The organism is Miniimonas sp. S16, assembly GCF_057748195.1.
Genome location: NZ_CM173242.1, coordinates 2,265,526 through 2,285,938, shown reverse-complemented (window position 1 = coordinate 2,285,938; position 20,413 = coordinate 2,265,526). Strand labels below are relative to the sequence as shown.

16 protein-coding genes and 1 pseudogene are annotated in these 20,413 nt (G+C 72.6%); 6 read left to right on the top strand and 11 right to left on the bottom strand.

Going from position 1 to position 20,413, the window contains the following annotated elements; translation table 11 throughout:
• Nucleotides 1-24: 24 nt before the first annotated feature.
• Nucleotides 25-486, top strand: coding sequence for an HIT family protein (locus tag AC3AQ1_RS10010; RefSeq protein WP_199916455.1), 462 nt, complete (start codon nucleotides 25-27; stop codon nucleotides 484-486).
• A 40-nt stretch (nucleotides 487-526) separates the two neighbouring features.
• Here AC3AQ1_RS10010 and AC3AQ1_RS10005 read toward each other — a convergent pair whose 3' ends face one another.
• The 5 genes from AC3AQ1_RS10005 to AC3AQ1_RS09985 form a co-directional block, all read right to left on the bottom strand.
• Nucleotides 527-883: a RidA family protein gene (locus AC3AQ1_RS10005; RefSeq protein WP_108718859.1), complete on the bottom strand. Its 357-nt coding sequence runs from the start codon at nucleotides 881-883 to the stop codon at nucleotides 527-529.
• 2 nt (nucleotides 884-885) lie between these two features.
• Entirely contained in the window at nucleotides 886-1,728 is an 843-nt protein-coding gene (locus AC3AQ1_RS10000) for a DUF2510 domain-containing protein (protein WP_108718858.1), read from the bottom strand.
• Nucleotides 1,729-1,899: 171 nt separating this feature from the next.
• Nucleotides 1,900-2,577, bottom strand: coding sequence for an 8-oxoguanine DNA glycosylase OGG fold protein (locus tag AC3AQ1_RS09995; protein ID WP_159096494.1), 678 nt, complete (start codon nucleotides 2,575-2,577; stop codon nucleotides 1,900-1,902).
• Nucleotides 2,578-2,637: 60 nt separating this feature from the next.
• A complete protein-coding gene (locus AC3AQ1_RS09990) occupies nucleotides 2,638-3,423 on the bottom strand; it encodes a hypothetical protein (protein WP_159096493.1) in 786 nt (261 codons plus the stop codon).
• Between the two features lie 427 nt (nucleotides 3,424-3,850).
• Nucleotides 3,851-4,906 (bottom strand): LacI family DNA-binding transcriptional regulator, encoded by a 1,056-nt coding sequence (locus tag AC3AQ1_RS09985; protein WP_108718854.1) that lies wholly within the window; start codon nucleotides 4,904-4,906, stop codon nucleotides 3,851-3,853.
• Between the two features lie 241 nt (nucleotides 4,907-5,147).
• Between AC3AQ1_RS09985 and AC3AQ1_RS09980 the strand changes: the two genes are divergently transcribed.
• The 5 genes from AC3AQ1_RS09980 (at nucleotide 5,148) to AC3AQ1_RS09960 (ending at nucleotide 13,929) form a co-directional block, all read left to right on the top strand.
• Entirely contained in the window at nucleotides 5,148-6,806 is a 1,659-nt protein-coding gene (locus AC3AQ1_RS09980) for a glycoside hydrolase family 31 protein (protein ID WP_199916454.1), read from the top strand.
• On the top strand, nucleotides 6,803-9,652 hold the full coding sequence (locus AC3AQ1_RS09975) for a family 78 glycoside hydrolase catalytic domain (protein ID WP_159096492.1): 2,850 nt from the start codon (nucleotides 6,803-6,805) through the stop codon (nucleotides 9,650-9,652). The genes AC3AQ1_RS09980 and AC3AQ1_RS09975 overlap by 4 nt, the downstream gene beginning before the upstream one ends.
• A 373-nt stretch (nucleotides 9,653-10,025) precedes the next feature.
• Complete coding sequence (locus AC3AQ1_RS09970; RefSeq protein WP_159096491.1) at nucleotides 10,026-10,181, top strand: hypothetical protein; 156 nt, start codon at nucleotides 10,026-10,028, stop codon at nucleotides 10,179-10,181.
• A 636-nt stretch (nucleotides 10,182-10,817) separates the two neighbouring features.
• Nucleotides 10,818-12,317, top strand: a complete 1,500-nt coding sequence (locus tag AC3AQ1_RS09965) for an HNH endonuclease signature motif containing protein (RefSeq protein WP_159096490.1) — start codon at nucleotides 10,818-10,820, stop codon at nucleotides 12,315-12,317.
• A 232-nt stretch (nucleotides 12,318-12,549) separates the two neighbouring features.
• Nucleotides 12,550-13,929 (top strand): glycoside hydrolase family 28 protein, encoded by a 1,380-nt coding sequence (locus tag AC3AQ1_RS09960; protein ID WP_108718850.1) that lies wholly within the window; start codon nucleotides 12,550-12,552, stop codon nucleotides 13,927-13,929.
• Here the strand turns inward: AC3AQ1_RS09960 and AC3AQ1_RS09955 are convergent.
• The 6 genes and pseudogenes from AC3AQ1_RS09955 to AC3AQ1_RS09930 form a co-directional block, all read right to left on the bottom strand.
• Nucleotides 13,919-14,173 carry a hypothetical protein gene (locus tag AC3AQ1_RS09955; protein ID WP_199916633.1) on the bottom strand — a complete coding sequence of 85 codons (255 nt, stop codon included), beginning with the start codon at nucleotides 14,171-14,173 and terminating at the stop codon, nucleotides 13,919-13,921. The two genes, AC3AQ1_RS09960 and AC3AQ1_RS09955, sit on opposite strands and share 11 nt — an antisense overlap.
• A 256-nt stretch (nucleotides 14,174-14,429) precedes the next feature.
• Nucleotides 14,430-15,164: pseudogene (locus tag AC3AQ1_RS09950) on the bottom strand (alpha-L-fucosidase); the annotation flags it as partial.
• 188 nt (nucleotides 15,165-15,352) lie between these two features.
• Complete coding sequence (locus tag AC3AQ1_RS09945; RefSeq protein WP_159096489.1) at nucleotides 15,353-17,182, bottom strand: hypothetical protein; 1,830 nt, start codon at nucleotides 17,180-17,182, stop codon at nucleotides 15,353-15,355.
• A 4-nt stretch (nucleotides 17,183-17,186) separates the two neighbouring features.
• Nucleotides 17,187-17,987 carry a carbohydrate ABC transporter permease gene (locus tag AC3AQ1_RS09940; RefSeq protein ID WP_108720128.1) on the bottom strand — a complete coding sequence of 267 codons (801 nt, stop codon included), beginning with the start codon at nucleotides 17,985-17,987 and terminating at the stop codon, nucleotides 17,187-17,189.
• A 14-nt stretch (nucleotides 17,988-18,001) separates the two neighbouring features.
• Entirely contained in the window at nucleotides 18,002-18,961 is a 960-nt protein-coding gene (locus AC3AQ1_RS09935) for a carbohydrate ABC transporter permease (protein WP_234417453.1), read from the bottom strand.
• Nucleotides 18,962-19,040: 79 nt separating this feature from the next.
• The gene (locus AC3AQ1_RS09930; RefSeq protein WP_159096488.1) at nucleotides 19,041-20,351 is read right to left on the bottom strand and encodes an ABC transporter substrate-binding protein; all 1,311 of its coding nucleotides are present in this window, start codon (nucleotides 20,349-20,351) and stop codon (nucleotides 19,041-19,043) included.
• Nucleotides 20,352-20,413 lie beyond the last annotated feature (62 nt).

Sequence of the window (20,413 nt, the reverse complement as noted above, 5' to 3'; positions counted from 1 at the left end):
ACCGGCCGCGGCTACGGTCGTGCGATGGCGACGCCGTCGGGACCGTGCCCCCTCTGCGAGAAGCACCGCGGGGTCGGCGCGCTCGTGGGGCCGGTGCTGTGGGCGGACGAGCAGGTCGTGGTGAGCCACCGACCGCTCTCGCGCGAGACCGGCTCGGTCGTCGCCGGCTACCTGTTCGTGGAGACCCGCGACCACGTCGCGCGCTGGCAGGACCTCGACGCCCGACAGGCGGCCGCGGTCGCCCGCGCGAGCTGGACCGCGGCCCGCATCCTCGCCGACCGGTTCGCCAGCGAGCACGTCTTCACCGCGATCGTGGGGCTGGGCGTCGCGCACGTCCATCAGCACGTGTTCGTGCGGCATCCGGGCACGCCCGCGACGATGCCGTGGCACGACCCGGAGTCGTGGGACGACGCGCCACGCCTCGACGCACGCGGGCTCGACCACCTGGCCGACGCGTTGCGGGCCCGGTTCGACGCGTTGATGTAGCGGGTAGCGGGCGCCGCGCCGTGTCGGCCCGGCCCCGGGGTCAGCCCTGCGGACCCCGGTAGGCGATCCCCTCGACCATGACGAGGCAGTCGGCGTCGAAGAACTGCGTGGTCGCGGTCATCCGCGCGGGGTACTCACCGCCCGGGAAGTAGCGCTCGAACCGGTGCTCCATCGCGGGCAGGTCGGCGATGTCCCGCAGCCAGACGTTGACCTTGACGAGCGAGGTCAGGGGCACGCCGTAGCCGCTGAGCGTTGCGGTGACGCCCTCGATCGCACCGTCGAGCTGCGCCACGAGGTCGTCGCCGAAGCCGCGGTGCAGGCCGAGGAACACGAGGTCGCCCGCCGCGACGGCGGCGGAGTAGCTGAACGGCGTGGCGGTGCGCGTGATGTCGGTCATGGCTACTCGCAGACCCTTCCGTCGCCGTCGGCGTCGCGGTACCAGTCGTACTCGGGGTCCACGCCCTTGACGTAGGAGCCGTAGCCGTTGGCCTTCGCCTCCTTGCAGGTGCCGAACCGCGGGTTGGTGCTGCTCGCGGGCGCCGCGGCGGGGGCCTCAGCGGCGGGGGCGGCGGCGGCCGGTGCCGCGGCAGCCGGAGCGGCGGCGGCCGCTGCGGCGGCTGCCTCCTGCGCCGCGACGGCGTCCTCGCGGGTCTGCACGTCGGTCTCGCGCGTCTGCACCGCGGCCTCGCGCTCGGCGACCTGGGTCTCGCGGGCGGCGAGGTCGCCGGCGGTCGTCGCGGCCGCCTCGAGCTCCGTGATCCGGTCCTCGGCGGTGGTGAGCTCGTCGTTGGCCTCGTCGAGGTCCTCCTCGAGCCCGTCCCGCTCGGCCTCGGTCGAGGCGAGCGTCGCGGCGACGGCCTGGTACTCGGTGCTCTGCGTGGGGTCGGGGTCGGCGCCCGCAGCCGCGGCGCCGAAGCCCATCCCGACGAGCAGACACGTCACCCCGGTCGCGATCGGCAGCACCCACGCACGACGGCGTCGCCTCGGTTCGGCGGCCTGCCCGCCCTGGTCCTCGGTGACCTCGGGCGGGAGCGCGCCCCACGCCGGTTGCGCAGCGCCGGAGTCGGCGCCTCGGATCGCGGCCGTCTGGGCAACCGCGGTCTGCGCGGCCGCGGACTCGGCGGCGGCGCCGGACTGCGCGGCCGTGGCGGCCCGGGTGTGCTCGGTCCACTGCGTGCCGTCCCACCACCGCTGGATGCGTGCGTCGGTCGGATCTGGGTACCAGTTCGGTGCTGCGGTCATGGGAGCCCCCGTGCTCGAGTTCGATGCCCGTCCCCTGCGACGGACCGATCGACACTATCCGCGGGGACGCGGCCGCACGTGGGACGTTCGGCCCGCCGCCTCGGTGGCCAAGGCGGAACACCGGGCCGATCGGCGCGGCCGACCATCGTCGCGATCCGAGAGCCGCAGGCGTTACGCCGAGGCGCGCACGGAACGACCGAGATGGAACAACGCATACTCCACGACGTGGGTCGGCTCGTTCGGCACCCACTGATCGCGAATCTCGCCGGCCAGCTGCAGGTACTGGTCGTACTCCTTCGGGCTCCACCCGGTGCGGAGCCGAGATCCGATCGCGGTCGCCACCAGAGCGTCCAGGATCAAAGGCTGACGATCCAGGTCAGCCCCCGCGAAGTAGAGCCACTTCGTGAAGAACGCAGGTCCGAAATACTTGATGCGGTCCTGATTCCCGGGCAGAAGTCGGCGGTACCCCTCCACCGCGTCCTTGGCCGAACGGAGGTGCTCGACGGACTGCATCAGTCGCTCGGGAGCGCCGGGCTCGTGCAGCGGCCGTCGGGCGCGGGCAGTCGGTCGCGCCTTTGTTCCGGCACCCCAGGCGGCCATCATGACGTACAGCTCGATCGCATCCTCCTCAGAACGGATCGTGCGCGCCCTCTGGAAGACATCAGCACGCGTCACGTGTCCGCGCTCGAGATCGAGAAACGCAGGGCGCGGAAGGTGAGAGGGCCAACGCTGATCAGACGTCCACTGCCGACCGATGTAGTCGAACCCCTGACCACGCACCTGATGATCGGTGGGAGGTACGGGAAAGCGCTCGCCAAGTTCGCTGACGAGTTGGCCGACGTCCTTCATGAAGCACCTCTCGGATCCGTGGAAGAGCACTGGTACTGGGCCGCAGTGCTGGAACTGCTGTCAGTGCAGCCAAAGTCCGGGGTGGGCGGAGTCGTCAACAACGTCGATGGCGGCGATCGAATCGAACCACAGATCGATCGAGATGCGCAGCGAGACGTCTCGGGAGACCGATCTGTCGACACGAAAGTGTTTGCTGGCGGGGTGCCAACGCTCGACAGCGAGGGACGTCCCGCACCACTGATGGAGCATCGACTCGTTCACGAGCCAAGACACGGTGCCTGCAACCATCGCCGGAATGTGAGGCTCGCCGTCGGCACGGACGTAAGGCGTCTGCCACGACGGCACGAGCCGGAGATCCGACTCGAGGAGCGATCCGCCTCGTCGCGCTCCCTCATCTCGCAGGCGGGCCAGGAAGTGCGTCTCGATCCAGGCGTGCGTCAGATGGCCGAGATGCGCCGGGCTCGCTCGCGTGCTCCATGGAACTTCGGGAGTCTCGCACAACGGCTCCTGGGCCCTCGGCGAGGTATCGCACCGCCGGGTACTCGCAAAGAGCGTGACCGGGAAATGGGAACTGGGAGCAGCCCGCACGTCGAGGCCGACGTCCAGGAGCCCACGGCGATCGAGTGATGTGCTCATCGCGGCGAAGGTGCGAAAGATCTGCTGCGGCCATTCGCAGCCAAGACCAAACTCTGATGCCACCGCCCGAGCAAACTCCTCCACCGGGTGGTGTCCGTGGGCGAGGACGAAGGTGGCGTCGGCGGCCGTGACCATGCGCATTGCCTCACGGACAGCCGGCGTTCCCTCGCCGACGGCGAATGGCTGGGTTCCGGCCATGTGTTCCGTCACGTCCACACGTTCGCACCAGGGACCGACACGTCCCGGCCGGCCCCACCCGCACCAGGGCGGGCTGCGCAATCCATTCCTCAGCAGCGCCTGCGGTGACGCACCTCCGGTTCGGAGCCCTCGCTCGAACGGCCGGGTGCCACGAGCCGGTCGGCGTCCGACGTCTCGCGGCTCGGGGCTTCGCCGGCCATCGTGCTGCTCGTGGTGCGGTCGACCCGCGCAGCAGAACGCCGCGCGCGTTCCGCCAGGTGGGTGCCGTCCCACCGGCGCCGCAGCGGCGGCTCGGTCGAGTCCTGATACCAGCTCGGTGTTGCGGTCATGAGAGCCCCCCAGCTCCGTGAGACGCGCCGTCCCCCCAGACGACGGGCTCATCGTAGACCCGCGGACCGACTCGCTCGATCCGACGCTGTTCCGGTCCGAGCGCCGGTGGTCAGTCGTACGTGACGACGCTCGCGCGCCGCTCGACCCCCGCCGGCGCGAGGAGCTCCAACCGGGCCGGCCGCTCGACGTCGGGCTCCCCGTCGATCCGCTCGAACAGCACCCGCATCGCGAGCCGCGACAGCTCGCGCGGCTGCGGCGACACGTGCGTGACGGCGGGCTCGAGCGCCGCTGCGGTGACGTCGGTGCACAGGCTGACCAGCGACACGTCCTCGCCGACGCGCAGCCCGCGGGTGTGCGCGAGCTGCACGAGCCACTCGGTCACCTGGCCCGTCCGCGCGAGGAGCCCGAGGCGGTCACCGCGGTCGGCGAGGATCCGATCGGCCGCCGCCTCGACGCCGGCCCACCCCGCGCGCTCGCGCGACACGAGGTCGAAGCCCAGGCCGCGCCGGGCGGCCTCGGCGCGCGCGCCCTCGTGGAAGTCGCTGAGGAACCGCATCGTCTCGGCGTCGACGTCCGGCGTCTCCCCGACCGCGACGACGTGCCGGTGCCCCGTGTCGGCCAGCTCGCCGACGAGCAGCGCGGCCGCGGCGCGCGTGTCGAAGTCGACCGCGTCGAGTCCGTGCCGGTCCGCGGGCCGACCGACCAGCACGACCGGCAGCCCGAGCGACGCCGCCGTCGCGAGCCGGGGGTCCTCGGTGTGCACGTCCATCAGCACGAACGCGTCCGCCACGCGTCGTCCGGCCAGCCGCTCGAGCCCGCTCGGGCCGTCGTCGGTGGTGCTGAGCACGACGTCGTAGTCGCGCGCCCGCGCCTCCTCGACCACGGCGTCGATGTACGGGACGGACTCGGCGACCTCGGCGTCGTGACCCAGGCGCACCGCGAGCGCGATGACGTTCGTCCGGGCGCCGCGCAGCGCGCGAGCACCCGCGTTCGGGTGGTAGCCCAGCAGCGCCATCGCGTCCTCGACCTTGCGGCGCGTCTGTGCCGAGATGGCGCGCCTGCCCGTCATCACGTACGACACCGTGCTCTGCGAGACACCCGCGAGCGCCGCGACGTCCTTGCTGGTGGGAACGGGCTTCTGGGCGCGTCCGCGGGCCTGCTCCATTGCGGCACTCTAGTGACAGGGAGCGGTCACGGCGCGTTGCTACGAATCGCTCGCCCTTGTGCTGTGAACATCGAGGCCCAGCGGTCCGTGCACCGATGCACCGCGAAGGCCGGCATTCTCGCTGCGGATACGTATCGACAATCGCGGGAGTTCGCCGTAGCGTCTCCCGCGCACGACGGCGTCGCTCGCCGTCGTGCACGACCCAGCCTTCGCCGTCGCGCACGAGAGAACGGAAGCCCCTGTGACCACCGACGCGCACGCCGCGCCCCCGCTCGAGACCTCCCCCGACCCCGACCGCGCGGCGTCCTCGTCCGCGACCCGGCTCGAGCTGGAGCTCGAGCCGGGTGAGCGGTGGTGGGGCGGCGCCGTGGAGGACGGCCGGGCGATGCCGTTCGGCGCCTCGCCCTTCCGCCGCGACCTCGGCGCGACGTCGGACGAACGGGTGAGCGACGGTGACGCAGCGGGCGAGCCGTGGAACGCCCCGGCGAAGAACCAGGCCGCGCCGCTGCTCGTGTCGACCCGCGGGCGCGTCGTGTGGTCGGAACGACCGTTCGCGTTCGAGGTCACGGGCACGCACCTGGTCGTGATCGGATCGGACCTGACGGCTTTCCGGGCGGGCGAGACGCTGCGCGAGGCGTTCCTGGCGGCGTCGCGGCGCTTCTTCGCGCCGTCGGGTGTGCACCCGGCGCTCGAGCTGTTCACCGCACCGCAGGTCAACACGTGGATCGAGCAGCCCTACACGCCCACGCAGGAGTCGGTGCTGGCGTATGCGCGAGGCGTCCTGGACTCCGGGATGCAGCCCGGCGTGCTCATCATCGACGACTGCTGGTCGCCGGACTACGGCACGTGGGAGTTCGATCTCGGGCGCTTCCCCGACCCGGTGGGCATGGTGCGCACGCTCCACGACCAGGGCTTCCGCGTCATGCTCTGGCTCGTGCCGTGGGTGAGCCCCGACTCGGCGGTCTTCCGTCGGCTGGAGTCCGACGGGCTGCTCCTGCGCGACCGCGACGGCGAGACCGTGGTGCGGCGCTGGTGGAACGGCTTCAGCGCGCTGCTGGACATCTCGAACCCCGCGGCCGTCGCGTGGCTCACGGAGCGGCTCGACCGCCTCGTGCACGACGTCGGCATCGACGGGTTCAAGCTCGACGGCGGAGACGTGGGCGACTTCCGGACCGACGACCGCACGACCGGCGGGCTCGTTCCCGCGCAGATGTGCGAGGCGTGGGCCGCCGTCGGGCTGCGCTTTCCGCTCAACGAGTACCGCGCGTGCTGGCGGATGGGCGGACAGCCGCTCGGTCAGCGCCTCCACGACAAGCCGCCGAGCTGGGGTCCGGACGGGATCGGCTCGCTCGTGCCCGAGATGCTCGCGCAGGGCATGATCGGGCACCCGTTCGTCTGCCCGGACATGATCGGCGGCGGCGAGATCGGCGCCGTCTCGGGGCAGGCGGGCGTCGACCAGGAGTTCTTCGTGCGCTACGCCCAGGTCGCGGCGCTGTCGCCGATGATGCAGTTCTCCATCGCGCCAGCGCGCGTGCTCGACGGCGAGCACCGGTCCGCGGTCGACGAGGCACTGCGCGTGCGGGCCGAGATGATGCCGGTGATCGTCTCGCTCGTGACATCGGCCGCGCACACCGGGGAGCCGGTCATCCGCCCGATGGCCTATCACGCCCCGGAGCTGACGGACGTGCACGACCAGTTCTTCCTCGGGCCCGACGTCGTCGTCGCGCCCGTGCTCGAGCGGGGAGCGACGGTGCGGACGGTGGTTCTGCCCGAGGGGCGCTGGACCGATCCGGACGGGGCCACGGTGGTGGGGCCCGCCGTCGTGCACGTGCCGTGCACACTGGCGACGATCCCGCGGTTCGTGCGGGCCGGGGGCGCTGGAACGAGAGACACGGCGTGACCCCGCCCGGTTCCCGCGGCCTGCCCGACGTCCAGCGCCGCGACGAGGGCACGCGCGTCGTCGCGCTGCACTCGCAGTACCCGGCCGACCTCGTCGGCGTGCCCGGCGACGACGTGCGGCTGTCGTGGGCCGCGGAGTCGACGACGGCGACGGCGCAGGTCGCGTACCAGGTGAGGTGGCGGGACGACGGTGAGCCAGCCCCAAACGACCGCGGTGAGCCATGCCCAGACGGTGACCTCGGCGAAGGCGAGTGGCACGACGGCGAGCCCGTGCTCGACGACCGGTCGCTCGCCGTCGTGCCTCCCGGCGGCGCGATCCCGCCGGGCCGCGCGCGGTCGTTTCGCGTGCGGATCGCGACGGCGCACGGGTGGACGGCGTGGAGCGCACCGCTGCGCGTCGAGGCGTACGCGGGAGGCTTCACCGCGGGGCGGGTGATCGGCTCCCACGACGGCGTGCCGATCGGCGGGCCGGCGCTGTACCTGCGGCGCGAGGTGCACGTCGACCGACGGCCGGTCCGGGCGCGGCTGCGCATCAGCTCGCTCGGCGTCCACGACGTGCTGCTCAACGGCGAGCGCGTCGGCGCGGAGCACCTCAGCCCGGGCTGGACCTCCTACGAGCACCGGATCCTCGTCGCGACCCACGACGTGACCGCGCAGCTCGAGCGCGGGACGAACGTGCTCGCCGTCGTCGTCGGGGACGGCTGGTACCGCGGGCGGCTCGGCTGGACGGGGTCCGGGCTGTACGGCGCGGACCTCGGGCTCGTCGCCGAGCTCGTGCTGGAGCACGCCGACGGCGCACGCGAGGTCGTCGGGACGGACTCCTCCTGGCGGGTCGGGCTCGGCGGCGTGCAGTGCCACAGCCTCTACGACGGGTACGAGGTGGACCTGCGGGACGAGCCCGACGGCTGGAACCGCGCGGGCTTCGACGACTCGGGGTGGGCGCCGGCGCGCGTGCTCGACGTGCCGATGTCGCGCTTCGAGCCGCGGATCGCGTCGCCGGTGCGAACCGTGGCGGAGGTGCCGGGCGTGGTGTCGGTGGGTTCGCCGTCGGGCACTGGGTCGGGGGCGGCGGTGACGCGCGTCGACCTCCCGCAGAACATCACGGGCTGGCTCCGGCTGCGCGTGCGCGGCCGCGCGGGCGAGCGGATCGAGGTGCGCCACGCGGAGATCGTCGACGACGCGGGTGCGCTGCGCCTCGAGCCCCTGCGGACCGCGCGCGCCGTCGACGCGTACACGCTCGACCACGACGGCGAGCACGTCCTCGAGCCGCGGCTCACCTACCACGGGTTCCAGCACGCGGACGTGGTCGGCGGCGAGGTGCTCGCGGCGGTGGGCGTCGCGATCAGCTCGGCGCTGACGCCGCGCTCCGAGCTCGCGACCGGCCGCGCCGATCTGGACCGCTTCCACGAGAACGTCCGCTGGTCGCAGCGCGACAACTTCACCTCGCTGCCGACCGACTGCCCGCAGCGCGACGAGCGGCTGGGCTGGACCGGTGACGCGCGGGCGTTCGCGGCCACGGCGAGCACGCTGTTCGACTCGACGGCGTTCTGGCGCTCCTGGCTGCGTGACCTCGCCGCGGACCAGCGCCCCGACGGCGCGGTGACGACGGTCGTGCCGAACCACCTCCTCCTCGGCGGCGCCGCGCCCGAGACGTACATGCAGGGCCGCGCGGGCTGGGCGGATGCGACGCTCGTGGTGCCGTGGGCGGTGTACGAGTCGACGGGCGACGAGCAGGCCCTGCGCGAGCAGCTCACGACCGGCCGGGCCTGGGTGGGGTATCTCGCCGACCGGCTCGCCTCGACCGGCACCGGCTTCCTGCCCGAGGAGTTCCAGTACGGCGACTGGCTCGACCCCGCGGCGCCGCCCGACGAACCGCACCTCGCGACGACGTCCTCGGCGTTCGTCGCGCACGCGTTCCTGGTCTGGAGCGCACGGCTGCTGGGGCGCGTCGAGCGCGTGGTGGGCGACGTCGCGCTGGCCGTGGCCGCCGAGGCGCTGGCGGAGGAGGTCGCCGCGCGGACGTGGGCTCGGTGGCGCGATCACGCCCTGGGCACGCAGACCGGGTGCGCGCTGGCGATCGAGCTGGGCGTCGCGCCCGAGGCGGAGCACGCCGTCGTGGGCGACCGGCTCGGCGCGCTCGTCCGGGCGAGCGACGGGCGGATCGCGACCGGCTTCCTCGGCACGCCGCACGTGCTGCCCGCCCTCACGCGGACGGGGCACGACGCCGAGGCGTACCGCATGCTCCTGCGTGACGAGCCGCCGTCGTGGCTCTACCAGGTGCGCCAGGGCGCGACGACGGTGTGGGAGCGCTGGGACGCGATCCGCCCGGACGGCTCGATCCACGACGGCCGGATGGCGCAGGGCGACGTCATGCTCTCCTTCAACCACTACGCCTACGGCGCGGTGATCGACTGGGTGTATCGGCACGTCGCGGGCCTCGCCCCCGACCCCGCCGACCCCGGCTACCGGACGCTCGTGGTCGCGCCGCGGCCGGCGCGGGCGCTGGGGCGGGCGAGTGCGTCGGTGCTCACGTCGTTCGGGCGTGCTTCGGTCGCGTGGTGGGTCGACGGCGACGACCTGCTGCTCGACGTCGAGGTGCCGTTCAACGCGCGGGCGCGGCTCGATCTGGCGGTGGTCGAGGGGTCACGGGTGGAGGTCGTGTCCGGTCGCGGCGGCGCGGTCGACCGGCGGGCGATCGGCCCCGACGCCGTGCTTCCGGCCGGCGCGCACCGGATCGTGGTCCGGCGTGCGCGGTTCGCGGATGTGTCGGTGGGTGGGGGTGCGGGGGGCCGCGTCGTGAGCGGGGGCCGCGTCGTGAGCGGTGGGGCGCGCGACGGCGGGGCCTGAGTCCTGCGGCCAGCTCGCCTCGCGCGGAGGTCCGGACCGCGACGGATGGCACGGTCTGGCCCTCGGCAGCACGGCGGCGCAGGCGGAGCCTGAGTCCGCGGCCAGCTCGCCTCGCGCGGAGGTCCGGACCGCGACGGATGGCACGGTCTGGTTCTCGGGAGAACGGCGGCGCACGACGGCGCACCTGCGTGGGTGGCCCCTGGTGCGTCGCGAGGCGGTTCAGTCTGCGACGGGTCGCACCGGCTGGCTCTCGGGTGGCGCGGCGGCGGACGACGGCGAACCTTCGTGGGCAGCACCGGTGCGTCGCGAGGCGGTTCAGTGCGCGACGGCTTGCACCATCTGGGCCTCGGCGATCGCCGGAAGGGTGTCACTCGTGAGCGTCGGCGCAGGGAACGACTACGGGCATCCCGCGGACGACGTCGTCGCTCGGCTCTCGCAGATCGGGATGGTCGCGCGCACCGACCTCTGCGGGCGGATCTCGGTCAGCGCGCGGACTGATGGTGCGCTCGTGGTCACGGGTTGTCCGTGAGGAGGGTTGCTCGGGCATCGGTCATCCCTCCGACGGCGTCACGTGGCGCCTTCTTGTCGTGATCCAACGAGGCCCTCGCTCGTCGTCGGTCGCCTGTCCCACGGTCCTCGGTTGTCCCCAGGTGGGGTGGGGTGTCGCAGTGTCCACAGGCGCGTGTTGGGTGGTGCGTTTGTCGGTGCTCGGATTTACTCTAGGTACACGCGTTCGATTAGCGTGGGGTCGGCTGACGAGGGGGTGAGCGGGGTGGCGGCAGAGCCGGTTGGTGCTGGTCGTGGGCCGCGCCGTTCGCCCGCTCGGGCGTCGGCGCGGGCGTCGATGTCGATGTCGATGGCTGTGGCGCCCGACGGTGGGCGGCCCACCGCCGTGCCGGCCCCGTCCCTCGCGCCCGAGTCGTCCCGCGCCCAGCGGCCCTCGCTCGTCACAGCGACACCGCCGGTGTCGCCGTCGTCTGCGCTGCCGTTGCCCAGGTCGTCGGCGTCCGGTGCCGCGTCGGGTGCGCCGGGTGCGTCGGGGTTGTCTGAGTGTGTGTCGCGGTTGCGGGTGGTGGTGGGTGAGGTCGTCGCCGCGGCGGGTGCGGCGCGTTCGGCTGCGGCGGCTGATCCGGGTGTGGGTGCGGCGGCGGTGGAGGTTCTCGGGGTGCTGGATGAGGTCGCCACGGTCCTGGGGGTGGCGCGGGCTGAGGTGGCGGGGGTGGTGCGGGAGTCGGGGTCGTGGCGGCGGACGCCGGCGGGTCGTCGGGTGGGGGACTTCACGCGGTGGCGGGCGGAGGCCTCTCGTCAGGGCGTGGGGGTGGCTCGGGGTGAGGAGCAGGCCGGGGAGGTTCTGGAGCTGCTGCCCCGGTTGCGGGACGCCGCACAGCGGGGTGAGGTGACCGAGGGTCACATCCAGGTCGTCGCGACCGTCCTGGCCGGTGTCGATCCTTCGACGCGGGAGCGCCTTGCGGGGCGTGAGGTGGAGATCGTGGCTCGGGCCAAGAGTGTGGCGGTGCCGGTGCTGCGGCGGGAGCTGCAGGGTCAGGCCGCCGCCCTGGAGGCGGAGAAGACCGACGCGTCCTACGAGGCTGCCCGCAAGGCGCGGTTCCTCCGCCTGACCGCGCGGGGTGAGGTCGTGCGGGTCGAGGGCGCGTTGGATGTGTTGTCGGCGGCGACGCTGCGCACCGCCCTGGACGCGGTCACCCCGGTGCCGGCGGACGGGGATGAGCGCAACCCGGATCAGCGTCGCGCTGACGCGCTCGTCCTGCTCGCCGACCGTGCCCTGGGGGTCGGGGTCGACAAGGCCGGCGCCCAGGTCCGACCCCACCTGAGCATCCTGGTCCGCCAGGACACCTGGCTCCTCCTGCACCACCTGCGCCGCACCTACACCTGCGCAGCAGACGGCGGGGCTGCCGCAGCGGCATCACGGTCGGACGCCTTCGGCCGCTCCGGCGGTCCTGGCGCGACGACTGGCTCGACAGGGTCGGGGTCGGGGGCGGGGTCGCGGTTGTCGGAGGCCTACGCCCGGTCGGGGCTCGAACGTGAGCCGGTGTTGGCGGAGCTGCTGGACGGGACGCTGGTTCCGTTCGCGGCATTGGATGCGGTGGCGTGTGACGCGATGTGGCAGCGCGTCGTCCTCGACCCTGAGGGTGTGCCGTTGGATGTGGGGCAGACGGAGCGGACCTACACCCGGGACCTGCGGCGCGCGGTCCTGGTGCGGGACAGGCACTGCCAGTGGCCCGGCTGCGTCTTGCGGGCGGCGTGGTGCGAGGTGCACCACGTGATCGAGTGGAACCAGGGCGGCGACACCAGCCTGGTGAACGCGGTGACGCTGTGTCGTGAGCATCACCACCGCCTCCACCGCGACCACACCCGCATCACCCCGGTCCGGGGCGGGTTCACCTTCGCCACCGCCGACGGACAGCGCATCGGCGTCAGCACCCGCCTGGACGACGAGGTCCTCGTCCCCAAACGCCGACCCACCGGCGAGGGGAGAACTCTGCCCACCGCCGGACCCGGCGACGGACGCGGCGGTGGCGGCGGGTCCAGCGGAGGTGACGCACGAGGTGGCGCAGCTCCTGGCGGAGCCCTGCCCACCGATGACGGGGGTGCAGGTCTGCCCACGAGCGAGCCTCCGGCCGGGAAGGGCTCCACGCTCTGGTGACCCAGCGGCAACGGGCCGGACGAGTCGTCCGGTGACCGCGCGCGTGCGTCGCCTGTGCGAGCTCGCCTGAACGGCGCGCGGGCCGGCCAAACGACTCAGAGCCCCGACTGGGGCGCGCGACGCGGGTGGGCGACGCGGGTGGGCGACGCGGTTGGGCGAGCAAAGGTGAGCGACACGAGTGGCGACGAGGGAAAGCCAACGGCTGAAGGCGCGCGAGCGCTAGAGTCGTGACATGTCCGGACATTCGAACGAGGAGCGCGCCGTGGCGACCCAGACTCCGAGCGGGCGGACCGATGTGCGCGACCACGGCGCGGTGGGCGACGGCATGACCCTCGAGACGGCGGCCTTCCAGAGCGCCGTGGACGCCGTCGCGGCGGCCGGCGGCGGCACCGTGACGGTGTCGCCCGGGCGGTACCTGCTGGGCGGCCTCGTCCTGGCGAGCGACATCCACCTCCGGATCGAGGCCGGCGCGGTCGTCGTGGCGAGCCCGAGCTACGACGACTTCCGTACGCACGAGGCCGTGACGCCGGCCGAGGAGTCCTGGCACGCCCTCCTCTACGCGCGCGAGGCGACCCGCGTGACGATCACCGGACCCGGGCGGATCGAGGGGTCGGGTTATGCCTACGCCGTGGGCGAGGTCGACGAGAACGGCTACCGCGCTCCGGCGGACCGGCGCCCCCGGATGATCCTGCTCGAGGACTGCACCGACGTGAGGGTGGCCGGCCTCACCATCGTCGACGCCCCCATGTGGACCGTGCATCTCGCCGGCTGCCGGCGCGCGGCGCTGACCGACCTCGTGCTCGACGCCTCCATGACGCTGCCCAACACCGACGGCATCGACATCGACGGTTCGAGCGATGTGCGGGTCATCGGCTGCTCCATCACGGGCGCCGACGACGCGGTGTGCCTCAAGACGACCCGCAAGCGCGCCTACGCGGCGCCCACCGAGCGCGTCGTGATCTCCGGATGCACCCTCGAGTCCCGCTCGTGCGCTCTCAAGATCGGCACCGAGACCCACCTGCCCGTGCGCGACGTCGTGGCCACCGGGCTCGTGATCGGCCCGACCAACCGAGCGATCGGCATCGTCTCCCGGGACGGCGGTGGGATCCACGACGTGGTGGTGTCCGACGTCGTGCTGCGCACCACCATCGGCACTCCCGCCTACTGGGGCCGCGCCGAGCCGATCCACCTCTCGGCCCTCCCGCGCGTCCCCGGCCGCGAGCCGGGTGTCATCCACGACGTGCGCATCGCGGGCGTGCGGGGCGAGTGCGCGGGACCGGTGCACCTGCACGCGTGGCGCCGGGGCGCGGTGCGCGACGTGACCCTCAGCGACGTGCGACTGCGGCAGACCGTCGCAGGTGGGCCGTGGGACGGGCTCCAGGGCGAGCTCGACCTGCGACCCCCGGTGAACCCCGACGCGCCCGAGGGGATGGGACGCGACAACGCCTACCAGGTCAGTGAGGACGGGATCTACGGCGTCTCGCGCGTGCCCGGCGGGATGCCGGGGTTGTATGCAACGGGAGTGGAGGGACTCGAGCTGCGCGACGTCGTCGTGACCCGGCCCGACCCGCTGCCGCAGGGCTGGCACCCGGACGTGATCGTCACCGAGTGAGCGTGCCCAGCACCGCCGCGCCCGCGAGCACGGGCGCGGCCCGGTTGCTGGTGAACCGCACCTCGACCGCGTCGACCTCCCCCGAGACGGGCAGGATCCGCTGGTAGCCCACGCACGTCGTCCGCGCGAGCTCGCGCCACTCCCCCGCGGTGCGCCCGAGCACCACCACGTCCTCGACGCGCTGACCGTGCGCGATCGCCTCCTTGAGCACGACGGCATGCACGCGCGCGGGTGCCTCGAGCACCAGGCGCAGGGTCGGCTCGGGATCGGCGGGGTCGGCCGCCCACCAGGGCTCGGTGCCGGCGACGCCCGGTGACCAGCGCTCGCGCGTGTGGTGGGATGCACTCGCGACGGCGGGTACGCCGTCGGGCAGGGGTGTGAGCGCTCGACGACGCCGTGACGGACGCGGTGAGCACCGACGCGCGCAGCGCGCGGATCCGGCGACCGAGGTCGGCGAGCGCCTCGACGTCCGGAGCCGCGAGACGGCCGTGCCGGTCCGGCGGCACGTTGAGCAGCAGCGTCGCGTTGCCCCCGACGGCGGCGAGGTACAGCTCGAACAGCTCCGCGCCCGAGCGGACGAGCGCGTCCTCGGCCGGGTGGTGGAACCACCCTGGCCGGATCGAGGTGTTGACCTCCGCCGGGTACCAGACTAGGTCGGTGACGCCCTCGAGCGCGGCGCGCGAGCCGAGATCCTCCTCGTCCGAGCGCACGAGACGCGCGAACGTGCCGTCGTCGGCGGTCTGCGAGCGGCTCGCGGTGCGTTCGGCGTCGCGCAGCGCGGCGGACACCACGCTCCACTCCTGCGGCCGGGTGTGGCCCGCCTCGTTCCCGCACCAGCGCACGTCCGGCCCGCAGACGCTGATCACGGCGTCCGGCTGCAGCTCGCGCACGCGCGCGTAGTAACGGTCCCAGTCGTACGTCTGCGGCGTCCCGCCGTTCGCGCCGTCGAGCCACACGGCGAAGATCGGGCCGTACCCCGTCAGGAGCTCCGTGAGCTGCGCGAGGTACACGTCGTCGTACGCGGCGCCCTGGCCGTAGGTCGGGTGATGGCGGTCCCAGGGGGACAGGTACACCCCGAAGGCGAGGCCACGCCGTCAGGCCGCGTCGGCGACCTCCCGCACGAGGTCGCCCCGGCCCTCGCGCCAGGGCGAGGCGGCGACCGAGTGCGAGGTGGTGGGAGTGGGCCACAGGCAGAAGCCGTCGTGGTGCTTCGCGGTGAGGATGACGCCGGTCATCTCGGCGTCCGCGAGCGCGTCGATCCACGCGTCGGCGTCCAGGTCGTCGGGGTCGAACCACGCCGGGTCCTCCGCGCCGGTGCCCCACTCGGCGTCGGTCATCGTGTTCATCCCGACGTGCAGGAACGCGTACGTTTCGCGCGCCTGCCACGCGACCTGGCGCGGGTGCGGGCGGACGTCGACGAGACTCACGGGTGGGCGAACCGGAGCGCCACGCGCTGGGTGCCCGGGGAGCTCCACGTGACGTACAGCCGGGTCCCGCCCACCGCGTCCGTGCCGCCGAGGAACTCGTAGGCCTCGCCCGGGCTGTAGACCGCGGGAAGCGCGTCATCGCCGTCGGGCGAGGCGTGCACCGTCAGCACGGTCGCGCCCGTCGACACCGTGACGTCCGATCCGCTCAGGCGGAACGCGTCCGGCCCGGCCGGGGCCGCGCTGTCGATGCGTACGTCGCTCGAGAGAGCGAGCTCCAGCGCGTGCGGGGTGGCCGGACCCTCGGTGTCGATCACTAGGTCGACTCCGCCGAGGTCGGTCTCGGACGCGGGCACGACGGCGACGCTCACCCGGGTGGTGAGGTGCAGCAGGTCCACAGCACGGTCCGAGAACGCCATCGCGGCCGCGAACCGGCCCTCGAACTCCAGCCGGTAGTCGGCGTCTGCGCGGCGCAGGGCGGGCGGCAGTGGCTGGTAGTAGCCCGCCGCGAGCGACTCCTCCAGGGCGAGGCCGTGCTCGTTCGGGTGGGCGGCCTGCGCGCGGAACGGGCCGAGGCCGAAGAAGTCGCGCGCGAGTCGCACCGAGACCTCGAGGTCGCCCCGGGCGACGCGCAGGAACGTGGGGTTGCACGCGAGGCCCGACGCGACGCGGCCTGTCGCCGGGACGTCCGAGCCGCCGTAGGCCAGCGTCCAGCCCTCGGCCGACCACTCGCGCAGCAGGCGGGGGCCGGCCCACCAGCGCCGGCCCTCACCGAGGGCGCGGCGGGCGAGGTCGGTCGGAGTGGCGCCGGAGCGCGGCGCGGCGTCGGCGGCAAGGGCGAGCCCCGCGGCGACGTCCGCGTCCACGAGGGCGTGCGCGAGCACGTCCACCGGGTCGACGCCCGGGAGGTCGCGCACCCAGGCGGCCGCGGCACGGCAGCGCTCGCACGCCTCGGCGAAGACGGCGAAGTGGCCGAGGAACGGGCCGAGCGGGAACGGTCCTGACTTCTGGTCCTGCCGCCGGGAGTGCACCGTCTCGGTGCGTCCGTCGGGCGTGGCGAGGTCGAGCAGCGTGTGCAGGTTGGTGTGCACCACCTCGCGCAGGTCGGCCCGATCGAGCGTGCGGGCGAGCGTGAGCAGCGACGGGTTCGACACGTGCGCGGCGTAGTTCGGGCTGCGCTCGGAGTAGAGGCCGTCGGCGTCGGCGTCCACGCCCTCGGTCAACCACTCCTGGGCGCGCCCGAGCGCCGCCGCGCCCTCGGAGCCGCCGAGCAGCTCGCCCGCGCGCGCGAGCGCGCCGGAGATCTCCCACCGGTGGTTGGGGGTGTGCACGCCGCCGGTCGTGACGGCCGGGAGGGCGCGGCGCAGGACGCCCTCGAGCCGCTCGGGCAGGTCGTCCGGCCAGCGCCCGACGGCGCGCAGCACCGCGAGCGTGAGGCCGACGTCGGTCAGGGTGAAGGCCGAGTCGGGCGGCGACGCGAGGTTGTCGCCCGAGGAGAACAGGCCCGACGGCGCCTGGAGCTCCTCCAGGCGCGTGAGCCACCGCGACGCCGCCTCGACGGTGGCGACGGGGTCGCCGTCGGCGCGCGGGGCGGCCGAAGCACCTCCGCCGTCGGCGCGCGTGGCGGCGTAGGCAGCCTCGCCGTCGGGCACGAGCGTCGCGACCACCGCGGCCTTGACCGCCGCCATCACGCCCCGGTGACCGGTGAGCCCGCCTCCGCCGCCGACCGGGCCGTCGGCCTCGAGGTAGCGGGCGAGCACCGCGCGGGCCGCGGCCGGCAGACCGAGGCGATGCGCGCCGTCGAGCACTCCGTGGTGGGCAGTCGGCACGGCGTCAGTCCTTGAGCCCGGAGTTGATGTCCGCGCTCACGATCTGCCGCTGGAAGACGGCGAACAGGATGACCATCGGGACGAGCGAGATGATCGACGCGGAGAGCAGCACGGACCAGTCCACGTTGTCCGCGCCGACGATCGAGCGCAGGGCCACCTGGAGCGTGTACTGCTTCGGGTCGGTGAGGATGATCAACGGCCAGATGTAGTCGTTCCAACGCCACTGGAACGAGAAGATCGCGAGGACCACGGCGATGGGGCGGGCGAGCGGCAGCATGATGCTCCAGAAGAGCCGGAACTCCCCCACGCCGTCGATGCGGGCGGCCTCCATGAGCTCGTCCGGCACCGTGGAGAAGTACTGCCGGAACATGAAGATGCCGGTCGCCGTGATGATCGACGGGACGATGATGCCGGCGAGGGTGTTGTAGAGGCCGAGGTCGCGGACCACCACGAACGAGGACGGCATGATGACCTCGGTCGGCAGCATCGTCGTCGCGAGGATGCAGATGAAGAACACCCTGAGCCACCACGCCTTGTACTTCGCGAAGGCGTACCCCGTCATCGCGCTCACGATGACCGTGAGGATCGTGGTGACGACGGCGACGATCGCCGTGTTGCGGAAGTACCGCGCGAAGTCGAACCGGTTCCACGCGGTCTCGTACCCGCTGACGGTCCAGTTCTCCGGGAAGAGCCGCAGCGGGAGGCTGAACAGCTCCGAGCCCGGCTTGAACGAGCTGAGGAAGAACCATGCCACCGGGATGACGTAGAGCAGGGCGACGACCCAGAGGATGACAGTGCTGGGCATCCAGCGCACGGACTTCACGCGAGGTCCCGCTTCCGGTCGAACCGCATCTGGATGAGCGCGATGATCACGAGGATCACCATGAGCACCATCGACGCCGCGCTGGCGTAGCCGATGTTCGCCCGCTCGAAGCCCGTGCGGTAGATGTACTGGACGATGAACATGTTCTGCGTGCCCGGACCACCGCCGTTGAGGGCCTGGATCATGGCGAACTCCTTCATGCTCCCGATCGTGGTGAGCAGGATGACCATGAAGGAGGTCGGGGCGAGCAGCGGCAGTGTGATCCGCCGGAACCGCTGCCACGAGTTCGCGCCGTCGAGCTGCGCGGCCTCGAGGTAGGAGCGCGGCACGTTCCGGATCGCGGCGATGAACAGGAGCATGTTGAACGCGGTCGAGCCCCACGTGCCGACGATGACGATGAGGATGAGCGCCGCCGTCGCGTCGGTCTCCCAGTGGATGCCCTCACCGCCGAGCTGCCGCAGGAGGTAGTTGACCAGGCCGAAGTTCTCCCCGAACAGCCAGCGCCAGATGACACCGGCGACGATCGGGGAGATGAGCCACGGCAGGAAGAAGATGATCCGTGCCGACGTCTTGCCCTTCGCGAGCGAGGACGCGAGCAGCACGGCGATCGCGAGGCTCACCACGTAGTGCGCGGGAACGGACAGCAGCGCGTACAGGAACGTCCGGCTGAGCGAGGAGTAGAAGGTCTCGTCCGCGAAGAGCTTCTGATAGTTCTCGAGCCCGATGAACGTGAGCGAGTTGCCGACCCCGCGGTAGTTGGTGAACGAGTAGATCACCGCGAGCGCGCCGGGCCAGACGAAGAAGAGCAGGAAGAGCACGACGGCGACGGCGATGAACACGGCCGGCGCAATCGTCATCGCCCGGTTGCGGCGCGGCTTGCGCGGCGAGCCGGACGTACCGGGTGCGGTGGCGGCCGCGGCGGTGGTCGGCGACGTCGACGATGACGGGGCGCTCATGGGACCTCCGGGGGTGGGTGGGTGACCGGGCAGAGGCTCGCCCGCCCGGTGCCGAGGGCACCGAGCGGGCGAGCGTCGATCACGGCAGGGCGCCGAGCTGCTCGGAGAGCTGGCTGTTGATGTTGTCGATCGTGGTGTCGATGTCCTGCTCGTCGTTGAGGTACTTCACGGTCTCGTCGCGAACGGGGTCACCGTCGGTGGCCAGGCCGGCAACCTCGAACTTGAGGTCGTTGGCCTTGATGAGGCCCACCACGTCCGGGGAGGCCGCGATCTCCTGGTTGTAGAGGTCGAACGCCTCGGCGTGCTCGGCGTAGGTGATGTCCAGGCCGGTCACGGCCGGGAGGAACCCGGAGGTCTCGGCGAGCTCGGTGTAGTTCTCCGGCTCGTAGAGCCAGCTCACGAAGTCGAGCGCGACCTGGGACTGGTCGCCGTCGAACACGACGATGTTCGCCGCGTTGCCGTAGTTCGTGGCGCGGACCGGCTGCTTGGGCAGGTACACCGACGCCCACTCGAAGTCCGTGATGTTCGCGGAGAAGTCCGCGATCTGCCACGAGCCCGACATGTACGCGACGAGGTCGCCGGACTTGAACAGCGCGTTGCCGTCGCCGTCGGCCAGCCACACGGAGCGGGGCATGAACGAGTCGTCGTTGAGGCTCTTGAAGTACTCCAGGGCCGTCTTCGTCTCGTCGTTGGTCGCCCAGTCGCCGTCGTCGTTCGGCTGCCACCACTCGGAGCCGAACTCGTAGACGAACGCCTTGAGGCGGTGGCTGGAGCGGTCCATCGCCATCCCGTAGGTGGCCCCGGTCTTCTCCTTGACCTCGTTGACGGCAGCGACGAACTCGTCCCACGTCCAGATGTCGTCCTCGGACGTGGGGTAGGCCACGCCGGCCTGGTCGAACAGCGTCTTGTTGATGAACATGCCCACGGCGGTGACGTCGGTCGGGACCGAGAGCACCTTGCCGTCGGGGTCGACGGCGGACAGGTCCATCATGACGTTCTTGCCGTCCACCGCATCCGCGAGGTCGACCGTCTGGTCCTTCCACACCGGGTCCACGCCGCCGACGCGGGCGAGCGCCGGGAGGTCGTTGGCCTGGGCGGCGTTCTTCAGCTTGGTGGGGAGGTCGGCGTTCGCGATGTCGACGATCTCGACCGTGACGCCGGTCTCCTCCTTGTACTTCTCCGCCATGTGGGCGAACCCGCCACCCTGGTTGGCGTCGCCGGACAGGAAGAACTGGATCGTCTGACCGCTGGCGCCACCGCCGCCCGTGGCATCGCCGCCCGAGCCGTCGTCGGATCCGCCCGATCCGCATGCGGCCACCAGCGTGAGCGCGAGAGCGCCCGCAACTGCCGCTCCGAGTCGCTTGCGCGACACTGTCAGAGAGCGCTTCATCGTGTCTCCTTCGTGGGTCCTCGACCACGAGCGACCCCGTCGTCGTGCCTCCGCCCCTGCGA